At 58.2% G+C, this 23,126-nt stretch carries 11 protein-coding genes; 7 read left to right on the forward strand and 4 right to left on the reverse strand.

Annotation, left to right across the window (positions count from 1 at the left end; all coding sequences use genetic code 11):
• Window positions 1-11 precede the first annotated feature (11 nt).
• Genes ACLGGT_RS10805 through ACLGGT_RS10815 form a run of 3 tightly spaced genes read right to left on the reverse strand, consistent with a single transcriptional unit; the run spans window position 12 to window position 3,480 of the window.
• On the reverse strand, window positions 12-1,559 hold the full coding sequence (locus ACLGGT_RS10805) for an ABC transporter transmembrane domain-containing protein (protein ID WP_437196060.1): 1,548 nt from the start codon (window positions 1,557-1,559) through the stop codon (window positions 12-14).
• A complete protein-coding gene (locus tag ACLGGT_RS10810) occupies window positions 1,559-2,611 on the reverse strand; it encodes a hypothetical protein (protein ID WP_437196062.1) in 1,053 nt (350 codons plus the stop codon). The genes ACLGGT_RS10805 and ACLGGT_RS10810 overlap by 1 nt, the downstream gene beginning before the upstream one ends.
• Window positions 2,612-2,640: 29 nt before the next feature.
• Window positions 2,641-3,480 (reverse strand): alpha/beta fold hydrolase, encoded by an 840-nt coding sequence (locus ACLGGT_RS10815; RefSeq protein ID WP_437196064.1) that lies wholly within the window; start codon window positions 3,478-3,480, stop codon window positions 2,641-2,643.
• A gap of 167 nt (window positions 3,481-3,647) precedes the next feature.
• On the opposite strand from ACLGGT_RS10815, the gene ACLGGT_RS10820 reads away from it, so the two are divergent.
• The 5 genes from ACLGGT_RS10820 to ACLGGT_RS10840 all read left to right on the forward strand — a co-directional run bounded on the left by ACLGGT_RS10820 (window position 3,648) and on the right by ACLGGT_RS10840 (window position 9,887).
• Window positions 3,648-4,865, forward strand: coding sequence for an FAD-binding domain-containing protein (locus ACLGGT_RS10820; protein WP_437196066.1), 1,218 nt, complete (start codon window positions 3,648-3,650; stop codon window positions 4,863-4,865).
• Window positions 4,866-5,079: 214 nt separating this feature from the next.
• Window positions 5,080-6,531: a sensor histidine kinase gene (locus tag ACLGGT_RS10825; protein ID WP_157667308.1), complete on the forward strand. Its 1,452-nt coding sequence runs from the start codon at window positions 5,080-5,082 to the stop codon at window positions 6,529-6,531.
• Complete coding sequence (locus ACLGGT_RS10830) at window positions 6,528-7,175, forward strand: response regulator (RefSeq protein WP_437196068.1); 648 nt, start codon at window positions 6,528-6,530, stop codon at window positions 7,173-7,175. The genes ACLGGT_RS10825 and ACLGGT_RS10830 overlap by 4 nt, the downstream gene beginning before the upstream one ends.
• A 368-nt stretch (window positions 7,176-7,543) precedes the next feature.
• Window positions 7,544-8,779, forward strand: a complete 1,236-nt coding sequence (locus ACLGGT_RS10835; protein ID WP_437196069.1) for a calcium-binding protein — start codon at window positions 7,544-7,546, stop codon at window positions 8,777-8,779.
• Window positions 8,780-9,218: 439 nt separating this feature from the next.
• Window positions 9,219-9,887, forward strand: a complete 669-nt coding sequence (locus tag ACLGGT_RS10840; RefSeq protein ID WP_081507737.1) for a response regulator — start codon at window positions 9,219-9,221, stop codon at window positions 9,885-9,887.
• A gap of 107 nt (window positions 9,888-9,994) precedes the next feature.
• Here ACLGGT_RS10840 and ACLGGT_RS10845 read toward each other — a convergent pair whose 3' ends face one another.
• Complete coding sequence (locus tag ACLGGT_RS10845; protein ID WP_437196071.1) at window positions 9,995-11,371, reverse strand: sensor histidine kinase; 1,377 nt, start codon at window positions 11,369-11,371, stop codon at window positions 9,995-9,997.
• A gap of 424 nt (window positions 11,372-11,795) precedes the next feature.
• Here ACLGGT_RS10845 and ACLGGT_RS10850 point away from each other — a divergent pair, with 424 nt between their 5' ends.
• Window positions 11,796-20,768, forward strand: coding sequence for a peroxidase family protein (locus tag ACLGGT_RS10850; RefSeq protein WP_437196073.1), 8,973 nt, complete (start codon window positions 11,796-11,798; stop codon window positions 20,766-20,768).
• 217 nt (window positions 20,769-20,985) lie between these two features.
• Window positions 20,986-22,782: a type I secretion system permease/ATPase gene (locus ACLGGT_RS10855; protein WP_437196076.1), complete on the forward strand. Its 1,797-nt coding sequence runs from the start codon at window positions 20,986-20,988 to the stop codon at window positions 22,780-22,782.
• The last annotated feature ends 344 nt before the right edge of the window (window positions 22,783-23,126 follow it).

The following is a 23,126-nucleotide window of genomic DNA, read 5'->3' on the forward strand; positions in this document are numbered from 1 at the left end:
TGCGGGTGGGCTCAGGCTGCAACTTGAGCCGCTTGCTGCGCTCTGCCCATCTGGATGACGGTTACGCCTGTTTTCCCCAGATGAACGGGAAACCTCATCCAGTCGCCCGGATCGCTCTCAAGCCCCAGCAAGAGCACTTTGGGGGGCAACAGCCGAATGCGGGCAAGGCCAAGGGCAAAGCGCTCTGTCTGGGTCAGGTTCTTGCCGCCCTCTAGGACTGTTCCGCTCAGCCCTCCAAGACGCTTGAGCAGTGGGCCAAGCCCAACGTCGCGGGCCAGTTGCTCGAGCGTTGCATCCTCTGGGCGATGGTCGCACCCCATCAAAAGGGCGCGGCGCAACGATCCTTGCAGAACCTCTGGCGCAGCGCTGAGACACTGGACGTGGCGGCGCAGGCTGCCCCGGCTCAGATCGCGCAGGTCGATGCCCGACAGCAGGATGCGCCCCGCCCAGGGCGTATCGAGCCCAAGCAGCATATCGCGAACAGCCCGCGCATCCAGCTCGCCAACCGGTAGACAGGTTTTGGTGCCGCCTTTGGCATGCAGGCTCAACATCTGCCCCGACGGCAGAGGCACATTCTCGAACGTGACATCGACAGGCCCTTTGGGCAGGCGTTGCCCGGTGCGGTAGAGATCGCGTTTCTGGCGCGAGAGCGCGGCTTGGGCCTTGGTCGCGGCGACACGAAAGGCAGCGCGGTGGTTCCAGACCCCGCCAAGATCGCGCAGGGGCGACAGCAAAAGCCCAAGCACAGCCAGTGCTGCGGCGATGTTGCCCGTGCCCAACCCGGCGCGGTGCCCCGTCAGGATGACCAGTGCCGCTGCAATTCCCGCCGCAAGATCGGGAAGCGCGTTGAGGGTTTCGGCACTGAGGCGGTGGCGCAGGGCGGCACGGATCATCGCCTCTGTGCGCTTGTCCAGCTGGGCCAGTTCCTTGCGCCGGCGGCCTAGGCGATCAAGTTGCGGCGCCAATGGCATACGCTCGGCCATCTCTGCCGCGATCCGCGCCCGGCGCACCCGCAGGCGGCGGTGCAGAGGGATCAATCGCATCCCCCCGAGCGTGATCGCCAGCAGCGTGATCCCAAAGACCGGCACGACTATCAAGGCAAACACCGGGTCGAGCAGCCAGAGCACGACGAGCATCGTCGGGATCAGCACGGCGCCGGCGACGAGCCGCGGTAACCCCAGCCCCAACCAGTTCCGAAAGGCGGTCATGTCGCCGACGAAACGGAGCGACACATAGCCAGCGCGCCGCTCTGCCACAGCGCTTGCGGGCATATGCGCCGCGTGCTCGAAGAGAGCGGCCCTGATCTGTCGGGCATAGTCCTGGCCAATGCCTTCGCCCAGATATCGCGCGGCGATGCGTGTCATGGCGATCATCGTCCCAGCCCCTGCAAGGACGCTCAGGCCGACAAGCGGTAGCGCGTCGCCGCCATGCATGGTTTCAAAGAGTGCACGGGTGGCAAAGGCAGCGGCCCCGGCCGCCACGCCCTGCATCAGCGTGAGCATGGCAACAAGGGCCAAGCCGCGCCCACGCCCGCGATCCAGAAGCGGGGGCAACGCCATTACGCGGCCCGCCGATCCGTACCAAATGCGCGCAAGGCAAAGACATTCGCCTCAGCCGGATCGGCCAGATCACCTTTGCGCAGGACCGGCACGCCGGTGGCGGTCTCTGCCTCGGCCACAGCCATGGGCGAACAACTGACGATGCCGGTCAATGCATCGGGGCGCAGCCCGTGACGGGCCAGTTCGCTCACCCCGCCCGCAGCCGCAACAGCATCACCGCAGGCAAAGATCACGCTCGACTGACGCGCGCGCAGCCAAGGGTCAGCGATGAGCGCGCCGGTTTCCCGTTGGAAAAGCCCATCGGCGATTTCCATGACAGCGATTTGGCAGCCTCGTTGTGCCGCATGGTCAAGCAGAAGCTCGAGTCCCGCCTTTATCCGCCCCAGGGGTTCGCGGTAGGTGGTGACCATCCCGGCATCTGTGAAATCGGCCACCCAATGTGCGCCTGTGTCGGCATATTCGTTCAAATCGCCAAAGGCGCCGGTGCCTGTGCCTTTGAGTGCGGCCACCTTGTACCCTGCGCGTCGCAGCCCCAACGAGAGCTGAGCCGTGGCCAATGTCTTGCCCGAGTTCATCGCCGTCCCGAGCACGAAGATCACGGGAATATCGCTGGCGGCAGTCGTTGGCGGCAGGGCGTAGCGCCTGAGGTTCACAGGTTTGCCCGTGGCATCGAGCAGTCGGCCAACGGGCAGGAGGCGGGTCGCGTTCTTGATCCGCTCATTCCGAGACACCATCCGGCCGATGCAGCCGCCACCCGCCAGAAGATCGGCCCCGTTCGGGTCAATCTCGGCCAGCCCTTCGAATTGATCGGGGGCATAGCGCGCACCACAGGCCAGCACCACCATATCGCCGGGATAGATCAAGGACGGGCGCCCCGTAGAAAGCTGGACGCGGTGATGTTGTCCAAGGCTTTCGACCTGAGCCAAGATCAGGTCGCCGGGTCGGGCTGCGGCGAATGCGGTATCCAGACCGGCAATATCGGTGTGATTGACCCGCCGGGTCGAGAATGTCCATTTGGCGTCTGTCAGCGAAGAGAGCATGTCATGTGTCATGGGGGTGATCCTCAAGGAAATGAGAGTTATCAGCTTGCCACAGCAAGGGATGGCCATGTGCCGGAGGTGTTGACGCCCCAAGCCACTTTGGTTGCAAGTCCGGCGTCGCGGATCGCTTGGGCCACGTCATGGCCAACGCCGGGCAAATGCGTCAGGCTGATGTCTGGAGTGATCCCAAGGGCCTGCGCAGCCTTGCGGAAATGCGCGACATAGGTCTGCGCCCGCGCAATCCGTGTCAGACCCTGTACGCGATCCAGTTGAGGGGTCTTGCGCAGGGCGTCGTCGCGCAAGGAATCCTCAAGGCCGATGAACACCCGAACCGACAGGCGGAGATAGGCGCTGAGGGCCTGCTGATGTCGCCGTGCCCAAGGCAGGCTTGTGGGTTCCGCGTCGATCCCAAGGCCATAGGGATAGGCCATGCTGGTGTCAGGCAGGCAATACCATCCCGCAGCCGCAAGATTGAGCTGTCCCACCCTGTGCGGATAGAGCATCGCAAAACGATGGGCGAGTTGTGCCCCACCGGAATGCCCGAACAGATCGACCGGACCGGCAAAGGCATTGTCGATCATCGTCAGATGCGACAGCATCGCCAAAAGCGCCTGATCGGGCCGCGCCGCGCGGCAAGGGCGCTGAAAATGCGGCCAGTCAGGTTCCGAAAAATGCGGCACGACCACGATGCGCCCGCGCTTTTCGGCCACTGGTGCGAACAGATCGACCAATTCATCGGCGTTACGCGAAATCCCGTGGAGAACCACCAATGGAGGAAGGCCAGATAACCCTGCCGGATTGATGATCCGCGCGGGCAAGGTGCCCGACGACGAGGCCACGCGATGCGAGGTGACGATTGTCTTGAATGTGGGGCGATGCATGTGTGCCTCCTGTCTGATGTGCTTCTGGACAAACGGGGCACAAAGGGGATTATTCCACTGACCCGAAAATTTCGTGCAGCACCGGGTGCAGAGCCCGTGTTGAATTCTGGGCGCGCCGCGTCATCTGTGCACTCGACTGCAGATTTTTTCGACAGGCTAGAGCCGCGATGACTGAATTGAAGGCGACCCACGCCGAAGGCATGACAAAGCTGGTCGCGTTTGCGCCACGTATGGGGCGGCGCTATGCCAATGGCCGAAACACCGACCATGGGCCGGGGGCGCATAGCGCGGTATCCGGGCTGTCGCCCTATATCCGGCGGCGGCTGGTGCTTGAGTCTGATGTTGTGGCAACTGCGCTTGCGGCGCATGGTCCCGAGCAATCCGAAAAGTTCGTGCAGGAGGTGATCTGGCGCGGCTATTTCAAAGGCTGGTTAGAGCGCAGACCGCAGGTTTGGGTCAGTTATGTGCAGGGGCTTGAAAGGGATCTGGCGGCGCTCGACAATGACCGTCGTCTGCGCCGCGAAGTGGCGCGGGCGACCGACGGGCAAACTGGGCTTGCCTGTTTCGATGCCTGGGCTGCGGAACTGGTTGAGACCGGGTATTTGCACAATCATGCGCGGATGTGGTTCGCCTCGATCTGGATATTCACGCTTGGGCTGCCTTGGCGTCTGGGAGCTGATTACTTTTACAGGCATTTGATTGATGGGGATGCCGCCGCAAATACGTTGGGTTGGCGATGGGTCGCGGGTCTGCATACGCGAGGCAGGCCCTATCGGGCGCGCGCTGACAATATCGCCACCTTTACCAATGGTCGCTTCACGCCCCGCGCCGCAGATTTTGCCGAGGTGACCGAGGGCCTAGAGGCGACCGAGCCTGAGGGGCTGCCCCCCGTGCAGCCCCTGCGCCCGGTCTTGGCACCACAACCCGCACGTCCCACCTTGCTTTTGATCACGGATGAAGACTGCCGGGTTGAGGATTTCGATCATTCCGCGCTTGATATCCGCGCGGTGGTGGCGCTGCGCAGCAGTCATCTTCGCTCATCCTTGCCTGTGTCCGAGGCCGTTCATCAGTTCGAGGCGGGCGCGCTTGCTGATGCTTCTGAACGGCTGGGCGTTGCGGCTGATATGGCCCGTGCCGATCATCCCAAGGCCTTGGTGGATTGGGCCGTCACATCAGGGGCAACGCAGATCGTTACCCCCTATGTCACGCACGGGCCGCTTTTTGACTGGCTCGATACCGCGCGTCCCCATCTTTCAGCGCAGGGTATTGCTTTGGCAGAATGGCAGCGGGCCTGGGATCGCGCAATCTGGCCCCATGCCACGGCGGGGTTTTTCAAAGTGAAACATGCTATTCCGCGCATCCTGCAAGACACAGGTGTTACCTGACTTTGCGTGCAATTCGGCAGAATGCGACATGCTGCGATCAGGGCTGCGAACAAACAGACTTTAGTCGGAAGACCAAAGCGCAAGGATGACGTAAATCCAACGACAGGCTTGACACATCCTGCGGGAACAGACGGAGTTCCTGAGAGAAGCGAGTTTGTTGATGAGGGCGTGATATCCAAGGCACGAAACCGCGTTCATGGTGGCAGGAGAACCCGTGACAGTTTTGGAAAACGACTATGCTGTTGATGGTGCCGGGCCCGAGGACAAGTCTGGCAAGCCTCGGTTGCCGTTGTTGACTGCGTTTCATGACCTACCCCTGCACCGCCGCTTTGCAATTGTTGGGGGGATCGTCAGCCTGATCGGAATGGTGCTGATCGGTGCTTTTGTGAACTCGCGCATCGAGACCGCCGTTGTGCGCAACTCTGCGATTTCTGCCGCTGTTTACATGGAAAGCCTGATTGCACCGCTTTCGCAGGAACTTGCCGATGGGAACGCCCTGTCCGACGAGCGGCGCGCCAAGCTTGAGGAGCTTCTTGCGCGGCCGGCAACGCGCGAAAGGATTCTCTCGGTCAAGATATGGAAGGAAGGCGGGCATGTGGCCTATGCCAGCGATGGCGCGATGATCGGTCAGACATTCAAGGCGCATGACGACCTGTTGCAGGCATGGCAAGGGGATATCATTGCAGGATTTGACGACCTTGATCACGACGAATCCAGAGGGGAGCGGGCGTTTGGTCTACCGCTACTGGAAGTGTACAATCCTATCCATTCGATCCGGACCGGAGAGATCATTGCCGTCGCCGAATTCTATCAAGATGCCAGCGAACTCCATGAAGACCTGCGCGTTGCCCGCTGGACAGCCTGGGCTGTTGTTGCGGCAGTGGCCGGTCTGACCTTTGTAACCTTGTTCGGCATCGTGCGTGCGGGCAGCCGCACGATCGAGTTCCAGCGGTCGGAATTGCAGCAACGTTTGAGGCAGATCACCAAGGTCGGCCTGCAAAATGATTTGCTGCGCCTGCGCATCCAGAGCGCGTCAGAGCAATTCTCGGCGCTTAACGAACAGTTGCTCAGACGGATCGGGGCGGAACTGCATGACGGGCCCGCGCAGGCGCTCGCCTTTGCCAATATGCGGATCAGCGCATGGCGCAAATCCGGGGGCCCCGAGGAGGCGGACCTCATCTTGCACGCGCTGGAAGAGGCTTTGGCGGATATCCGTGGATTGGCGCGCGGGCTGGTGCTGCCCAAGCTGGAAGGCGCAACCATTCTGGAGACGATCCGGAGAGCCGCCGATGCGCATGCAGAACGCACACAAACCGAAGTCATCCTCGACAGCAATGGCAAGGATGGCGACAACCTGCGTCCCGGCCTGCCACAGCTCATTTGCATCTTTCGTTTCGTACAAGAGGGCCTGATGAATGCGTGGCGCCACGCGGGTGGCGTTGGTCAAAAGGTCGAGTTTGCGATGCAGGGCGGTTGTCTTGTCGTTTCGGTCAGTGACCGGGGTCCGGGTTTTGATCCAAAGGCCAATTTCGACAAAGGTCGCATCGGTCTTGCCGGGTTGCGCGAGCGTGTTCAGAGTGTTGGGGGTATTTTTGATGTCGATACAGGGCCGGGCCGGGGCACGCGGTTGACGATGCGTCTACAGATCGAAAAGAGCGCGCGATGACAGAGCGTATTCGGATCGTCATTGCCGACGATCACCCGTTGTTTCGCGGCGGTGTAATCCGCTCTCTTCAAGAGGATGGCGGGTTTGATGTCTTGGCAGAGTGTACAGGCGCAGATGAAGCGGTCACGGCGACGGGGCAAGTGCTGCCTGACCTCGCACTGCTTGATATTTCCATGCCGGGTAACGGTCTGACGGCGGCAGAACGGATATCCGAGCAATTTCCGACCGTTCGTATTGTCATGCTGACTGTGTCTGAGCAGGATGACGATCTGCTGAGGGCGCTCAAAGCGGGGGCCTCTGGCTATGTTCTCAAGGGGGTCGCGGTTGAAACTCTGATCGAAGCGTTGCGCAGCGTATACGCAGGTGGAAGTTTCATCTCGCCCGGACTTGCGGGTAAGGTGCTTTCGGCCATGGGGGCGGGAAAGACCCGGGGCACGCGCAGCGCTGATCCAATATCGGATCTGACGCATCGCGAAGAACAGATCCTCCGTCTTGTGGCGCGCGGGGCCTCCAATCGGGAAATCGGCGACGAGCTTGGTTTGCGCGAGGCCACGGTCAAGCACTACATGAGCTACATTCTACAGAAGCTGCATGTGCGCAACCGGGTCGAAGCGGCCTTGATGGCGCGAGAAAAAGGCCTCTGAGTCCCGGATTTTCCGACTTTAGTTGTGCCGATCACCCTACTTTCGGCCCTATTTAGACGCGGGACCCCGCGCCAATGTTATCCGAAACTCGGATACCGAGAAAAAAAACGACCTTTCCTGCCAGCCACCTGCTCTGCGATCTCTATTCTGCATCACACAGATTTAACGATCCCCGAGCGTCCCCAAGGTACATGGTAACGGCGGTCTTGGCTCCCCAGACCCTGCCGCCGTAGCCCCCGGTTTTTATGCCGGGGGTATTTTTTTGCCCCCTCAGACGAAGGTCTGACGAATTGCCAGACCCTTGGGCGGTTCAAGAGAGGCTGCGGCTCAGTAGGTTAGGTGCATGTTGGAAAACAGGAGTATTCCAAGTGGACATCTTTGCGATTGAACTGAGGCCAGGCACTACAAAGATCGAATATGCTGACGGCTCACGTGAAGAAATTGAGGCGGGGATTTACGAGCGCAAGAATTCGGTTGGCGATACAGTTCAGCAGCGCCGCGCGACGGCTGCCGATATCGCCCGATTGACCACGTTGGCCACAGATTTCGAAGCGGCCAACTCTGCCACTTCCGCTGTCGTGACCCGCGTTGAAGTGCTCGGCACGTCAATTGAAGTTACCTATGATCACGGTACGAAGGAAGAAATTTCCAGTGGGATCTACGAGCGCAAGAACGCCGCGAACAAAACCATAATCGAGCGCGTTGCGACATCGTCGGACACTCAACGTTTGAACAACCTTGCCAATGGCGGAACACCTGCATCGGGCAATGACGACGGCACACCGGATCAAGGCTCGGGTGATGCGGGCGTGACCACGCCGGGCAATGACGATGGCACGCCAGACCAAGGCTCGGGTGATGTGAGCACTGGAACTGGCACCCCTCCCGATATCGCTCTCAATGGCACGAATGCCGCAGAGCGCATGCACGGTCGCTCAAAGGCAGAGCATATCAGCGGCTTTGGCGGCGATGACGATATCCGGGCGCGCGCAGGCAATGACTTGGTCGACGGTGGCTCGGGCGATGACCGCATTCGCGGGGATCGTGGGGATGACACGGTCTTTGGTGGGAGTGGCGATGACACTTTGCGCGGGGATCTCGGGGACGATCTCGTGCAGGGGGGCGATGGCGACGATAATGCGCGCGGCGATGGCGGCAATGATACGGTCTACGGGGGCATTGGCGATGACATCCTGCGGGGCGATGCCGGAAATGACCTTTTGCGTGGTGGCGATGGCAAGGACCGCCTTAAGGGGGGCGGTGGAGATGACACGCTCGAAGGCGGCAACGGCAACGATCGGCTGTTCGGCGGTCGTGGGAACGATACTTTAGAGGGTGGCGAGGGGCGTGATACCTATGACGGTGGCCTCGGCAGTGATGTTTTTGTGTTCTCCCGTGACGGCAGTCTCGACAAGATTGCCGATTTCGCCGCGGGCACGGACATTATCGACCTCAGCGCATATGGGCTTGCCGGATTTGATGCGGTTCTTGATCTTGCGAGCCAGCGCAACGGCGACACTCTCCTGAATTTTGGTGGAGGGGACATCTTGCGGATCGATGATGTCAGGCTTGTCGATCTCGATGCGTCTGATTTCATTCTGTAATCGTGTGGCGGTCCAAGCACGCGTCGCGTGATCCCCACCGCTTACCGTTCTCATGCTCATTCACTCGCCGGGTCAAATCGCCCGGCGAGATGTTTTACGTTTGGTCTACCTGTGACGAGGGAGATATCGAGCGCGTTCCATGTGACGCGGAAAACGACGTTTCCTGCTTCACATTCTTTCCTTGCTTCTACCAAGTAGACGTAGGGCACCCCAGCTTATCCCAGTTCATGGCTTGGTCTTAGGGGCCAGCGCAGAGGTCCGGTTTGCGTCACTGAACGCGCCAGACTGAGAGACTGAATAGGACCCGATCCACACGTTCTAAGGGCTGGATTGCCACAATCACGATTGCGTGATACAATCAGAACATTCTTTGTAAATTTATGTTGAATTTCGAAGTTGCGTATTTCTGGGGAAAGTTCGGGGGAGCTGGGGTATAATTATGCCAGATATTTCTGTGGCATTTGCGGATGATCATCCGGTTTTCTTGACCGGAGTGTGTCAACTTTTTTCGGCCCTTGAGGGCTTTACTGTTGTTGCCTCTGGCAAGACAGCGCAGGACATTGTCAAGATTGCGAGATCAGTCAAGCCTGACATCATCGTAATCGACTTGAACATGCCCGGTGTAATAATTGAAGCGATTGCAAAGGTTGCGACGGAACACTCTCACACAAAAATGGTGGCCTTCACAGCATCAAGCAACAAGGACACAGCAATCTCCGCGTTGGAGGCGGGCGTTCTCGGATATGTTTTGAAGGGCAGCACGCTCGAAGAGTTGGCCGATGCCGTCCGACAGGTTCATATGGGGGATACCTACCTATCGCCAAGCGTCTCTGCGAATGTCGTTGCCGGGCTGAGACAACAGGCCCGCTATCGCACCATGGAGCGGGTCCGGTTCAGCAAGCGAGAGGAAGATGTCCTTCGCTTACTGCTCAGGGGGTCGACAAACCGCGAGATCGCCGATGGGCTGTCGCTGCAAGAGAAGACGGTTAAACATTATATGTCCGTGCTGATTCAAAAGCTTGATGTCCGCAACCGGGTTGAAGTCGTGCTTGCCGCGCAAGAGCTTGCAAGCAGTGGGGCCCTTACGGGCACATCCAAAATGAACTGACAGTCTCTGAGGTTGATTTCGGACGGAATTATTGGCACTTCTGGATCAAATCTGCTGTAGGTCATAGCGCTTGAGCGTGGTGGTGCATCTGAAGCGACTGAAACGCTTTAAGATGTGTCGTCCGGCGATTGTATTGGCAATGTGACATGGAGCGTGGATGAATCCTTTGCGATATCGAGGTCAATACTACCTTCGAATGCGTCGAGCCGACGTCGCATACCTTGCAACCCCAAATGCCAAGGCGTGACTGAAGCGGTAGATTTTGCGCCCTGCGATTTGCCACCATAGATCGTGATGTCCAGGATCGAGCCACGCTGACAAACCTTGACCAGAGGAATTCGGCCTTCGCCATGCCGGACGGCATTACTAAGCCCCTCGCACAGCACGCGGTAGAGACAAATCTTGCGGGGAAGATCCAGTTTGGCCAGAGGCTCTACGATCTCTGTCTCTACGTCGCCAAACATCAGGGCTATATGGCGCTCGACGGCCAGCGTAACCACACCCTTGGCATCCAGATTCTCGAGCTCGGGCAGGATTAACCCAGCTGAAATAGACCGCAATTCCGTCATCACCTGATTGATCAGCCCGCTTATCGACGTGCCATCGGGCAGGTCGGCCTGAGTAGTCCTGCCCTGCATCAGGAAAACCAGACTGAGCAACTGGATAGGACCGTCATGCAACTCGGCACCGACGACATTGAGAACCTGTTCGTTGGCCTTTGCGGCGTCAAATCGCGCGCGGTTGGCGGCGCGACGCAACCGATCATTATGTTTGACCATTCTGCGCTCGGCGTCCAACAGCGCTTCCAACCGCGAGCTTTGGCTGAAGGTCAGAGCCAGCATTGCCAGCATGCTCAGGGCCGCGAGGATCACGGCAGCCCAAGTTGTCCGTTCTACGAATGTCCGGTCACGCAAGAGCTCGGACGCGTCTAGATAGACTTCGCCGACCGCGATCAACGAGCCGTTTACTGGATCGTGGATCGGTGCGTACACTTCGAAATACGGGTAGGCGAGTGGAAACTCAGGATCAACTTCGCCGGACATCTCCAGTTTCACGATGAATTGGCCCTGAATCGCCACCTGAAGAGTCTCCGCCTCGTGATGATCAGCGGTATCGTCTTTAAGTGTCGAGTACAGAAGTGCGCCGTCAAGTGCCCAGACTCGCATTACCAGATTTGGATTCTTCTCAGCAACGTAGCTGAAAGCCTGATCGGAACCACGGTCTGAATTGCCGAGGCTCTCAAAATGGCTCAACGCCAGCGGCGCGAGCAAGTTGTCAATATAGGCGCTTCCAACCCGACCATGCGATTGAACCTGTAGCGAGCGGTATTCGAATATGATGAAGGCCCCGAGCGCACACATGACACCGATAACGATCACGGTGAAAATCGCTGCCAGAGGGCTGGGTGCCACATGGAACCAGCCCAGGATGGCGTTCGATGATTCTCTGGAATGATTCGGCGTTTGTTTCTTGTTTTTGGGCATAATGACTTCTGGGGATGTTCGGGGCCACTTGGTGGCACGCAGCGCCGAATAGTAAAAAATTCATTCAAGTACGCCTATGCGCGCTTCAGGCGATTACCAATGATTAATCTATAGTTAACCAATTCCTACGCTACACGCCGCTGACCATTCAATGGACTTTGAGCCCAGTTTAATAGGGTCTTTGGTCTGAAAATTTCTTGAGCCTTGGTCCCAGTCATCCTGCGGGCTTTCGTGCTGGCGAAGCGAGAGACCTCTGCCCGTGGTGATAATTCGACAACGATGAGACCCTAATCAGGATACTTGGGGCTATTTATGTCATTTTCGTATTTCTGTTTTCCAGGTTCAGAACCTGGCTCCAAGGCATTGAGATAAAACAAAATCTGCTCGCGCAAACACTGCGGCGGGCCACATGGGGAGATGTGTCATGGCTGTCAAACTGAATATCGCGGACCTCGAGTTCTTTCTTCGGCAGGTCAAGATCAGCGAAGCGCATGCGAGCGGAACGCCGCTTACCGAAATCTATGTCGACGCTGACGGCAATGTCGTACCAGAAGGGACACCGGGCGCTGTTCTTGCTATTCCAGAGGCCCTTGTGCCCAACGGTCTGCGCACGGTCGACGGCAGATACAACAATCTGATTGAAGGACGCGAAACATGGGGCGCAGCGGATACTCCTATGCCGCGGCTTCTCAGCCAAACCTTCCTCAACGATCAGGATGGCGACGAGATGCCGCTTGGTGCGCCTGGCGGGCCGCTTGTCACCAACACGGACTATGGCGTGATCGGCACACCGTCGGGCACCAATGGAGGACATACCGGCAACGTCGCCGATGCCGATCCGCGGATCATCTCTAACCTCGTTGTAGATCAGAGTACGGCGAACCCGGCCGTGGTTGAGGCATGGTTTGCGAATGACGCCGCACTGGCGGCGTTCCACGAACGCTATGGCGAAGATGCAATTCCAATTCGTCCCGGCGAAGGCCCCGAGGCCTTGGAACTCTTGAACACAAGTTTCGAGGATCAACCGCTCCTTGATGGCGCACCCGGGGTTACGTCGAACCCGCTGGGCAATTTCACCACGACTGCGCCCAGTGATTGGACGATTACAGGAGGATCAGGCGGTCTATTTGCACCAGTGGACAGCGTAAGTTCAACCGCTGGTCATCCGGGTCCAAACGTTGCGTGGCTGACCGGTGGTGCCACACTGTCTCAGGACAGCGGCACTCTGACCGAGGGTGCGAGCTATCAACTGAGCCTGAGTGTCGGAGATCGCACCGATCAGGTTTGGTCCGGCGGCACCGCCCGCCTTGTTGCCGTAGGCGCTGGCGGCGTGACCACGGTCATTTCCTCTGTTACCCTGCCAGAACCCGCAGATGGGCAGTGGGCCGATCTGACGCTTAATTCAGGTCCGATCTCTGCGGGTCTTGCGGGCCAGACGCTGCGTGTCGAGATTCAGCAAACCGGCGGCTCGCAAGTGCTCGTGGACAATGTTGCGCTGTCGACCTCGAACGGCAACGAGATCGAGATCGACAACATCGACCTTGCAACGATTCCCAATATTGCGCCTGATGACGGCATCTCGGCCCCGTTCAATGCCTGGATGACTTTCTTCGGCCAGTTCTTCGACCATGGCCTCGATCTTATTACCAAGGGCGACAATGGAACGGTCTTTATTCCGCTACAAGCGGACGATCCGCTCGTTCTCGGGGCGGACGGCATTGCTGGAACTGCTGACGATCTTCCGAACCATCTGCGCTTTATGGCGCTCACCCGGTCGACGCCCGTTGACGGGCCCGGTGCGGATGGGGTGCTGGGTACAGCAGATGACACGCAGCATGAGGGGCAGAACACCACCACGCCCTTTGTTGATCAGAACCAGACCTACACGTCGCACGCCTCGCACCAGGTATTCCTGCGCGAGTATGCATTTGATACCGATGGCAACCCGGTCTCAACTGGCAAGCTTTTGGATGGCGCAAATGGCGGAATTCCGACTTGGGCGGAAGTTAAGGCGCAGGCGCGCGATCTTCTCGGGATTGAGCTGACCGATGGCGATGTCCTGAACATCCCACTTTTGCGGACCGATGACTATGGCGAATTCATTCGCGGTCCCAACGGCCTGCCTCAGATCGTGGTGGGTATTGGCGCGGATGGCATTCCGAATACTGCTGACGATGATGTGGTCGAAGGCAACTTGGCAGCCCCCGTAAACACATTCACGGCAGGCGCGATCCGCATCGGGCATGCGTTCTTGGATGATATCGCACATGCCGCAAATCCGTTCGACTCGCAAAGCGGTATGCTCAAAACTGCAGATGACGACACTGCGGTAGGTCTCTCCGATAGTGTCAGCACAGCCGGAACCTATGACAATGAACTGCTTGACCGCCATTTCGTCACCGGTGATGGCCGAGGTAACGAGAATATCGGCCTGACCGCGGTCCACCACGTCTTCCACTCCGAGCACAACCGTCAGGTTGTGGCCCAAAAGAAAACCATTCTGGAGTCGGGCGATATTGATTTTATCAACGAATGGCTTCTTGTCGATCTCGCGGCAGGCGACCCAATTCCAACCGATCCCACTGCGTTGACCTGGGATGGCGAACGCCTGTTCCAAGCAGGGCGCTTCGCGACCGAAATGCAGTATCAGCATCTTGTCTTCGAAGAGTTCGGGCGCAAGATCCACCCGAATATTGATCCCTTCGTCTTCAACGCGGTCACAGACATCAATCCGTCCATCTTTGCCGAATTTGCCAACGTTGTGTATCGGTTCGGACATTCAATGCTGACCGAGAACATGCCGCGTGTCTTGGTGAACGAGCTGACCGGCGAGGTCACTACTGACAACATGGGCCTGATCGCGGCCTTCCTCAATCCGGTTGCCTATGACAACGATGGCGCGATGAGCGCGGATGCGGCGGCAGCCGCCGTGATCCTTGGCATGACGACGGAACAGGGCAGTCAGATTGACGAATTCATTGTCCCCGCGCTGCGCAGCAATCTGCTCGGTCTGCCGCTTGACCTGGCTGCGATCAACATCGCGAGAGGCCGCGACACCGGTATTCCCTCATTCAACGATGCGCGGGCAGAGCTTTTTCAGCAGACCAATTCTGTTTGGCTGAAACCCTATGAAAACTGGGTCGAGTTGGCGGCCAACCTGAAGACTCCAATGACGATTGTGAACCTGCTCGCAGCCTATGGAACCCATTCGACAATCCTCGCGGCAAACACGCTTGAAGAGAAACGTGATGCCGCGTTTGATCTCGTGTTTGGCGGGGGAGGCGTGTCAGATGCCGATCGCTTTGACTTCCTGCTTGGGCGCAATGGGTGGACGTCTGACACCAATGGCCTGAATACGATTGATCTCTGGGTCGGTGGTCTGGCCGAAAGGATCATGCCGTTCGGCGGCATGCTTGGATCGACGTTCACCGCTATTTTCGAGGCGCAGATGGAGGCGCTTCAGGACGGAGACAGGTTCTATTATCTTACGCGAACCCAAGGGCAGAACTTCCTCAACGAACTCGAAGAGAACTCGTTCTCGAAGATGCTTCTGGCCAACACCAGCTTGGCTGATCCGGGCGCAGACGGGATCCGCGGAACCGAAGACGACGTTGTGCGCCACCATATTGGTGTGGATTCCTTTGCGCGCTATGACTTTGTTCTCGAAGTCAATCAGGCCAACCAGTTGATTGACGATCCCGTGGGGAACGATCCGGTGCTTGAAGGTCTTGGCATGGGCAAGGTCGTGCGGGATGATCCCACAACGAGCGAAGTCGAAACCAACTACATTCGCGTCACCGGCGGAGAGCATCTCGCGGTGGGCGGCACCAACGGGAATGACACGATCATCACCTCTGACGGTGACGACGGCATCTGGGGGGATGACGGCGACGATTTCATCGAGTCAGGGTTTGGCGTTGACCTTGTGAACGGCGGTGGGGGCAATGACATCATCCTCGACTCTGGGGATGAAGGTGACTTCCTCAAGGGGGAAGGTGGCGACGACGTTATGGCCTCTGCGAACGGGCTTGACGTTCTCATGGGCGGCACAGGCAAGGATGTCATCTTCCTCGGGGTCGACTCGTCAGAGGTGTTCGGGGGATCAGGCGACGATTTTATCATGGGTGGAGCCGGCGCTGACTTCCTGTTGGGCAACGAAGGTGACGACTGGATGGAAGCCGATGGCGGCTTTGACACGACAGCCGGTGATAACTCCGAGCTGTTCTTCAATAGTAAGATTATCGGCCATGACGTGATGTTCGCGGGATCTGACGAGCATGATTTCGACGCCGAATCCGGTGACGACATCATGGTCCAAGGCGAGAGCGTGATGCGCAACGAGGGCATGTTCGGGTTTGACTGGGTCTCGTACAAGGGCGTGGCAATCGACGCATATGCCGATATGCGTATCAAGATTTTCACCACCGACGAGGAGGACATCCTGCGCAATCGCTTTGACAAGGTCGAAGGGTTGTCAGGGTGGCAGATGAACGACACGCTGATCGGTGACGACCGCGTTGCGCCCGGAACCGGAGAGGGAGCAGAAGCTGAACTCTTTAACGATGGGCTTGATCAGGCAGGCATTGACCGGATTGACGGCCTTTCGGATCTTGTCACGCTCTTGAACGGCGAAGAGTTCTGGGAAAATGGTAACATCATCATGGGTGGTGGTGGCTCTGATCTGATCACCGGCAATGGTGGCGACGATATCATCGACGGCGACCGCTGGCTAAATGTGCGCATTCGTATCACTGGCGATCCGACCGACGAGAATACCGCAGCGAACGAAATTGCGACGGTTGATACGCTTCGGCATATCTTTACCGAAGAGGATGGGGTGGACCCTGCCTGGGTAGGACAAAGCCTTTTCGAACTGCTGGTTTCGCGCACCATCGTGCCGGCCCAGATGAACATCGTGCGCGAAATTCTCGACGGTGGACAAGAGGATGACATCGACATCGCCGTGTTCAGCGATAACCGGGACCAGTACACGATCACCGACCTTGGCAACGATGTCTTTCAGGTGGAACATACCGGGTTTGGCACCAATCCTGCCATCCTGATCGACGACGGAATCGACACGCTGCACAACATAGAGCTGTTGCGCTTTGCGGATGGAGACTTTGCGCTTCCCCGGCCGGCGACAGGCATGCCTGTCATCAACGATCCGACCCCGACAGACGGCCAAGTCTCGCCAGTCGAGGGCCAACTTCTGACGGTGGATACGAGCGGCATCGCCGACGTGAATGGTCTTGGGGCCTTCAGCTTTCAGTGGCAGTTTCTTGATGGTGCGGTCTGGACCGACATTCCCGGTGCGACTGATGCGACGTTCACGCCGAATGACCCAAACTTCATTCAGCAGCTTTTGGGCGACATCAGCGAGATCGGTCGTCAACTTCGAGTCGAGGTAAGCTTTACTGACGGAGTCGGCACGCTCGAGACCGTGTATTCCGAGCCGACCCTTGCGGTGGCCGAGAATACCGGGGTCACGCTGAATGGAACAACATTTTCAAACAACTCCCTCAACGGTAGCGCTGGCAATGATTTGCTGACCGGTGTCAGCCCGTTCTTCGGAGTCGGCGGAAACGACACACTCAACGGCAACGGTGGCGACGATATCCTGAACGGACAGGCTGGTAATGACGTCTTGAACGGTGGAGCAGGTTTTGACCAGTTGGACGGCGGCGGCGGCGCTGATGTTCTCAACGGCGGCGCGGATGACGACATCATCATTGCTGGCGGTGGCACTGACACCATCATTCAGGCATCGACCGATGGGCGCGATGTGGTGGATGGCGGAACTGGCAACGACACCTTCCGCGTTCAAGGCAATGCCGAGGCTGAAACCTTCACTGTCTATGCCATGTCAGGTGGCCAGAACGCTGGCCTTGCTGCCAGCCTCGGGACGTCTTTCCTCGCATCGACCGAGATCGTGATCACCCGCACTGTCGGCACGACGACCACGGTGGTCGCCGAGTTGGACAACATCGAAGAGATCGCTATCGACACCCTCGCCGTGTCCGCAAATGACGGCAACGGCGTGCCAAACGGCGGCGTTGTCGGCGGAGACACGGTCGCGATTGTTGGAAACTTTGTTCCAACGAGCCTTAACTTCAGCACGATCACCGTCAATGGCACAGCCGCCGACGACACTATCGATATATCTGCACTGACATCGGCACACCGGATCGTGTTCCGAGGCGAGGGTGGCAACGACACGATCATTGGCACGCTGCGTCCACAAGACGTGATCGAACTGCCCGGGATCGGCGATCCGGTCGTGACTGTCAACGAAGACGGCATGGTCACGGTAAGCCGGGGTGGATCGAGTGTCACCTTTGACGGATCGAGCGGATTGCCCGGTATTGGGGGTGGTACAACGTCAGACGATGACGTCGCCGATGGGTCATTCTCGCTGAGCGCCCGCGATCTGGAAGGTTTGAAGAACCTCGTCAACGGCGAGTTGGCCTTTGACGGCGACGATGACACCGAAGAAGCTACCGGCGTCAGAACGCTGAGTGGTGAGGGCAACAATGAGGCCAATCCAGCGTATGGGGCGGCGGGTGAACCTTTCATCCGGTTGACCGAGGCACGTTACGGTGATGCGGATGAAAATGGGAACCGGCAGATCAACCCAATCTTTGATGGTCTCGATCCGCGTGCAATCTCTAACATTCTCGGCCCGCATGATGATACGACGGCCCCAAATGCAATGAATGCGAGTGCGCTTTTCATGGCCTTCGGTCAGTACTTCGACCACGGGCTCGACTTCATCGCCAAGAACCCCGCCTTCGGTACGATTGAAATCGGGGGGCCAGGTGCGGAACGCAGCCAGACATCTGACAATCCGGCTGACCTGACGCGCGCAGAAGTCGCGGGTTATGACGAAGACGGCGTGCCGCAACACACCAATATGACGTCGCCCTTCGTCGACCAAAACCAAGCCTATGGCAGCCATGAGCTTGTTGGCCAGTTCCTGCGCGAAAGTGATGGGGCACATGGGTTTGGCATGCGGCTTTTGGGGGGCGAGGCCGATCCTTCGGATCCGGCATTCACGCTCTTGCCAACGTTGCGCGATCTGATCCTGCACCATTGGGAGGCGGAAACATACTTTGAGGATCCAGGGTTGCCTGGTGGCGCGGCAAGACTTCAGGACGTTTTCCCGGATCTGGTCGATGAGATCACCGGGGAGATTGACCCGGACATGGTGCAGGCGCTCGCTTCGGATTTCCTTGGCTCCGGGCAACCTCTACTGCTCGACGCCAATCCGTTCATCGACCTGCTTGACCACCGGATGGCGGGCGATGGCCGCGCGAACGAGAACTTCGCGCTGACATCGGTGCACACAGTCTGGGCGCGGAACCATAACTTCCACGTCGAGAATCTGCTCGCGCAGGGATTTGAGGGAAGCGACGAGGAGATTTTCCAGGCTGCCAAGATGCTCAACGAGAGCGATTATCAGCGCGTTGTGTTCCAAGAGTTCGCGGACAAGCTTCTTGGCGGTTTGCGCAATGCAGACGGTGACAGAGAAGATCACGGCTGGGATGGCTACAATCCCGATGTGGACGCTCGGATCAGTCACGAGTTCGCGGCCGCAGCCTATCGCTTTGGTCACTCGCTGGTTGGAGAGAACCTACAGGTTCAGGGGCCAAATGGAGAACTTATTCAGGTGCCCCTGTACGACGCCTTCCTCAACCCGAGCAATGATCCGTCAGTTTTCAATGGCCCACTACCACAAGGTTACGTTCCCGCTCCTGGCTACGCACAATACGGCGTTGCAGCCATTATCGGCGGCACGGCGGTGCAAGCGGCGGAAGAGGTCGATCTCAGGATCGTGGAGGCGATCCGGTCGGATCTTGTTCGGATCAATGCCGATCTCTTCTCTTTCAACGTCGCCCGTGGCTGGGATGTTGGACTTGGGACGATGAACCAAGTTCGCACTCAGCTTGCGGCTTCGACTGACCCCTATGTTTCCCAAGCTGTGGACATGGCGGGCGATCTGTCACCTTACAGCAGCTGGGCGGATTTCCAGGCGCGCAATGATGTGAGTGACGAAGATATGGCACGGCTGATGGAGGCCTATCCAGATCTGGTTCTGGAAACGCCGGCTCAGATTGCTGCTTTTGTCGCGGTGAACCCGGACGTCGTGCTCGAAGACGGTGCGAACGGCGCCAAGATCGTCAAGGGTATCGACAGGGTCGATCTTTGGACCGGCGGACTTGCTGAAAAGCACGTCAATGGAGGTATGGTTGGTCAGACTTTCTGGGTCGTGCTCCACGAACAGCTCGACCGCCTGCAAGAGGGCGACCGGTTCTACTACATCGACCGGTTTGACAACTTCGACTTCTATCAGGAGTTCGGAGAGGACACGACCTTTGCCAGCATTGTCGCACGAAACACCAGCCTTACGGATATCGACAACAACCTCTTCGATGCCAACGGTATCGACGACGATGATGATAACGCCACAGACGATGACGACGACACTGCCGGTGGCGATGATGACAACGCCACAGACGGTGACGATGACACTGCCGGTGGCGATGAGGACAACGCCACAGACGGTGACGACGACACTGCCGATGGCGATGAGGATACCGCCAGTGACGACCAAGACGATACTGCCGGTGACAACGACACCGAAGGCGACGAGGACGACGACGAGCCTGAAGACAATGACAGCAACGTCACCCCGCCGCTCGCAGCGTCAGGCAATGTGATTGGAACGGCGGCTGCCGACGCGCTCTTTGGCGGTGCCGAAGGGGACAATATCCTGGCCCTGGCTGGACGTGACATGATCTTTGCTGGCGACGGTGACGACAATGTTCTGGCGGGCAGCGGACGGGACATGATCTTTGGCGATGGCGGCAATGACAGGCTCTTCGGTGAAGGCGGTGACGATTTCATCGAGGGCGGGGCTGGCAATGACTTCGTCGTAGGGGGGGCCGGTTCTGATCTGTTCGTGGCGACAATGAATGACGGTGACGACGTTTATTACGGCGATGACGTAACGGGTGGATCAGGTTCCGATACGCTCGACATGTCGCAGATCACAGCAGATACCAGTGTCGATCTTGGAAGCGGCTCCGGTGGAAGAGGATATGCGTCAAGTGCCCAATCTGGGAACGACGTGTTGTGGAGTATCGAGAGCTTCATCGGGGGGCAGGGAACGATACCATCACCGCAGGCAGTGCGCAAAACGAGATGGACGGCGGCGTGGGCAATGATGTCTATCGCTTTCTGTCAGCCTCGGATGCCGATGGTGATACGATCAGCTCCTTTGAACCCGGCGACAAGATCGACCTTTCTCAGATCGACGCGAACGGTTCTGGGCCTGGCAAGGGCACCTTCACACTCGTCTCTGAGGCCTTCTCGGGCGGCGGTCAGATTCTCGTGACCCACGAGACCGGTGCGAATGGTGATGTGACCGTAATTCAGGGCAACATCGAAGGAGATAACGGGCCTGATTTCAGCATTTCGATACGGGGACGCCACGATCTGACTCAGGACGATTTTCAGCTCTGAGTCAGGCTGACAATAGCTCCGGGCGGGTCTTGTCCTGCCCGGAGTGATTGGCTCGGTCATATTTCATTTTTCAGACGCGAGAGCACATCATGGCAAATCAAAAGAACACGTCCGGGAATGCGGCAGCCAAAGCGCTCGGTAGTATCAAGGGATTGATTGTTTTTCTGCTCCTGCTTTCAGGGGTCATCAATATTCTGGCATTGACCGGCGCTTTCTACATGCTCCAGATCTATGACCGAGCGCTGGTCAGCGGGAGCATCCCGACGCTTGTCGCAATTTCTTTTCTGGCAATTGGGCTTTATCTCTTTCAAGGCGTCTTCGACGTCATTCGCACCCAAATTCTCATTCGTGTCGGCGCGCGGCTGGACCGTCGATTGGCACCCGTCGCGCATCAATTGGTCGTCGACATGCCGCGCCTGGGATATTCCACCTCCGAGGCGCTCGAACGCGGTCGAGATGTCGATACACTGCGTGGTTTCTTCGGGTCTCAGGGACCGATTGCATTGTTTGACCTGCCGTGGATGCCAATTTTTCTCGCATTCGTCTACTTCCTGCACCCAATGTTGGGTGCCCTGACAATTGGTGGCGCATTTACTCTGGCTACACTCGCGATAGCGGCAGAACTGCGCACCCGGAGTTGGAGCAGTTCCACCGTGTCAGCGACGATTGAGCGCAATGCAATCGCGGATTCGAACGCACGCAACGCCGAGGTCTTGAAGGCGATGGGCTTTGCGTCGCGTGCCGTTGCGCGTTTCTCAGCCGCCAATGATCGGCATTTGGAACTGCAAACTCGCACCAGTGACATATCAGGCACCTATAGTGCCATTTCGCGGGTGCTTCGGATGTTGTTGCAGTCGTCGATCCTCGGGCTTGCGGCTTATCTCACCATTCGCGGTGAATTGTCGGCTGGGGCTATCATTGCGGCAACCATTGCGTCGGCTCGTGCCATGGCTCCGATAGATCTAGCGATTGGAAATGCAAAGAATATGGAATCTGCGCGCACGTCATGGCGTCGCCTGCGGAACACTGTCGAAGTGCTCGAAAATCAACCCAAGCCAATGTGGCTGCCGGGACCGAAGTATAACCTGAAAGTGGAGGGCATGACTGTCGCTGCGCCAGCAACCGGAAGAGTTTTGCTCAGCGACATCACCTTTGAGGCTGAGGCAGGACAAGCTGTCGGATTCATTGGGCCGAGTGGTGGCGGAAAGACCACGCTGGCCCGCGCATTGACCGGTATCTGGCCCCCGTTGCGGGGATCCGTGCGACTGGACAGTGCCGAGTTGACGCAATGGAGTGACGACGACCGCGGGGCGCATATCGGATACATGCCTCAGGATGTCGCCCTGCTCGATGCGACGGTAGAAGAGAACATCGCGCGTCTTGCGGAAACGCCTGATCCAGAGGCGATCGTTGCTGCTGCACGCGCCGCAAATGTGCATGAGATGCTTGTGCGGCTTCCAGACGGATACCGGACATACCTAGGACCGATGGGCACGTCGATTTCGGGCGGACAGCGGCAGCGTCTGGGATTGGCGCGTGCGCTCTACAAATCACCGTTCTTGGTCGTGCTGGACGAGCCTAATGCGCATCTTGACCCCGAAGGAGAGGCCGCTCTTACCGCGGCCATTGAGGGGGTCAAAAAGCGCGGCGGCATCGTTGTGCTGATCGCTCACCGACCATCAGCGCTTCAGGCATGTGACCTGATTGGCGTGATCCAGGCTGGAAAGCTGACCGCATTCGGTCCACGAGAGCAAATTCTGAACCCGAAACCTGTTTCGGTTGCCAGCGCAACCAAGCCTTCTGTGGCCTCAGAACGGCATTCGACAGAGACACCTGTCGAAAGCCACATGTTGGATGAGGGACGCAAGGCGAAGAAGGGAGGCTGATCGTGATTGATGTCAAAAGTTTCCGCTCCGCAACGACCGCGCAATCGGACCCCGCCGACCCCTTGGGATTGGAACACCCCGAACGCAGTCAAACCAAGCTCCTCAGCGGCTGGTTCGCCGGTCTCCTAGGCTTGGGCCTCTATCTTCGCTCTTTTCTATGGTCAGACCAACATGTTGCTGCCGTGGAAGAAGACGAACCGCCGGAAGAAGACAGCAAAGATATCACTGAAAGCCGTAACACTTCAGGCCTAGCGCTACATGAAAATGCCCCAGATGACAGCGTTGGAGGACCCGGGGACTCTTGGGTTGAAGAAGGACCAACGATCGTTTCATTCCGATATCCG

Origin of the sequence: Roseovarius sp. MS2, assembly GCF_051447875.1 — a bacterium.
Taxonomy (GTDB): domain Bacteria; phylum Pseudomonadota; class Alphaproteobacteria; order Rhodobacterales; family Rhodobacteraceae; genus Roseovarius; species Roseovarius mucosus_A.

What these genes read in the sequence shown, in the direction of transcription:
- ACLGGT_RS10830 (WP_437196068.1), top strand. Translation starts at nt 6,528, where the DNA reads ATGACAGAGCGTATTCGGATCGTCATTGCCGACGATCACCCGTTGTTT.
- ACLGGT_RS10855 (WP_437196076.1), top strand. Translation starts at nt 20,986, where the DNA reads ATGGCAAATCAAAAGAACACGTCCGGGAATGCGGCAGCCAAAGCGCTC.
- ACLGGT_RS10845 (WP_437196071.1), bottom strand. Translation starts at nt 11,371, where the DNA reads ATGCCCAAAAACAAGAAACAAACGCCGAATCATTCCAGAGAATCATCG.
- ACLGGT_RS10850 (WP_437196073.1), top strand. Translation starts at nt 11,796, where the DNA reads ATGGCTGTCAAACTGAATATCGCGGACCTCGAGTTCTTTCTTCGGCAG.
- ACLGGT_RS10805 (WP_437196060.1), bottom strand. Translation starts at nt 1,559, where the DNA reads ATGGCGTTGCCCCCGCTTCTGGATCGCGGGCGTGGGCGCGGCTTGGCC.
- ACLGGT_RS10810 (WP_437196062.1), bottom strand. Translation starts at nt 2,611, where the DNA reads ATGACACATGACATGCTCTCTTCGCTGACAGACGCCAAATGGACATTC.
- ACLGGT_RS10820 (WP_437196066.1), top strand. Translation starts at nt 3,648, where the DNA reads ATGACTGAATTGAAGGCGACCCACGCCGAAGGCATGACAAAGCTGGTC.
- ACLGGT_RS10840 (WP_081507737.1), top strand. Translation starts at nt 9,219, where the DNA reads ATGCCAGATATTTCTGTGGCATTTGCGGATGATCATCCGGTTTTCTTG.
- ACLGGT_RS10815 (WP_437196064.1), bottom strand. Translation starts at nt 3,480, where the DNA reads ATGCATCGCCCCACATTCAAGACAATCGTCACCTCGCATCGCGTGGCC.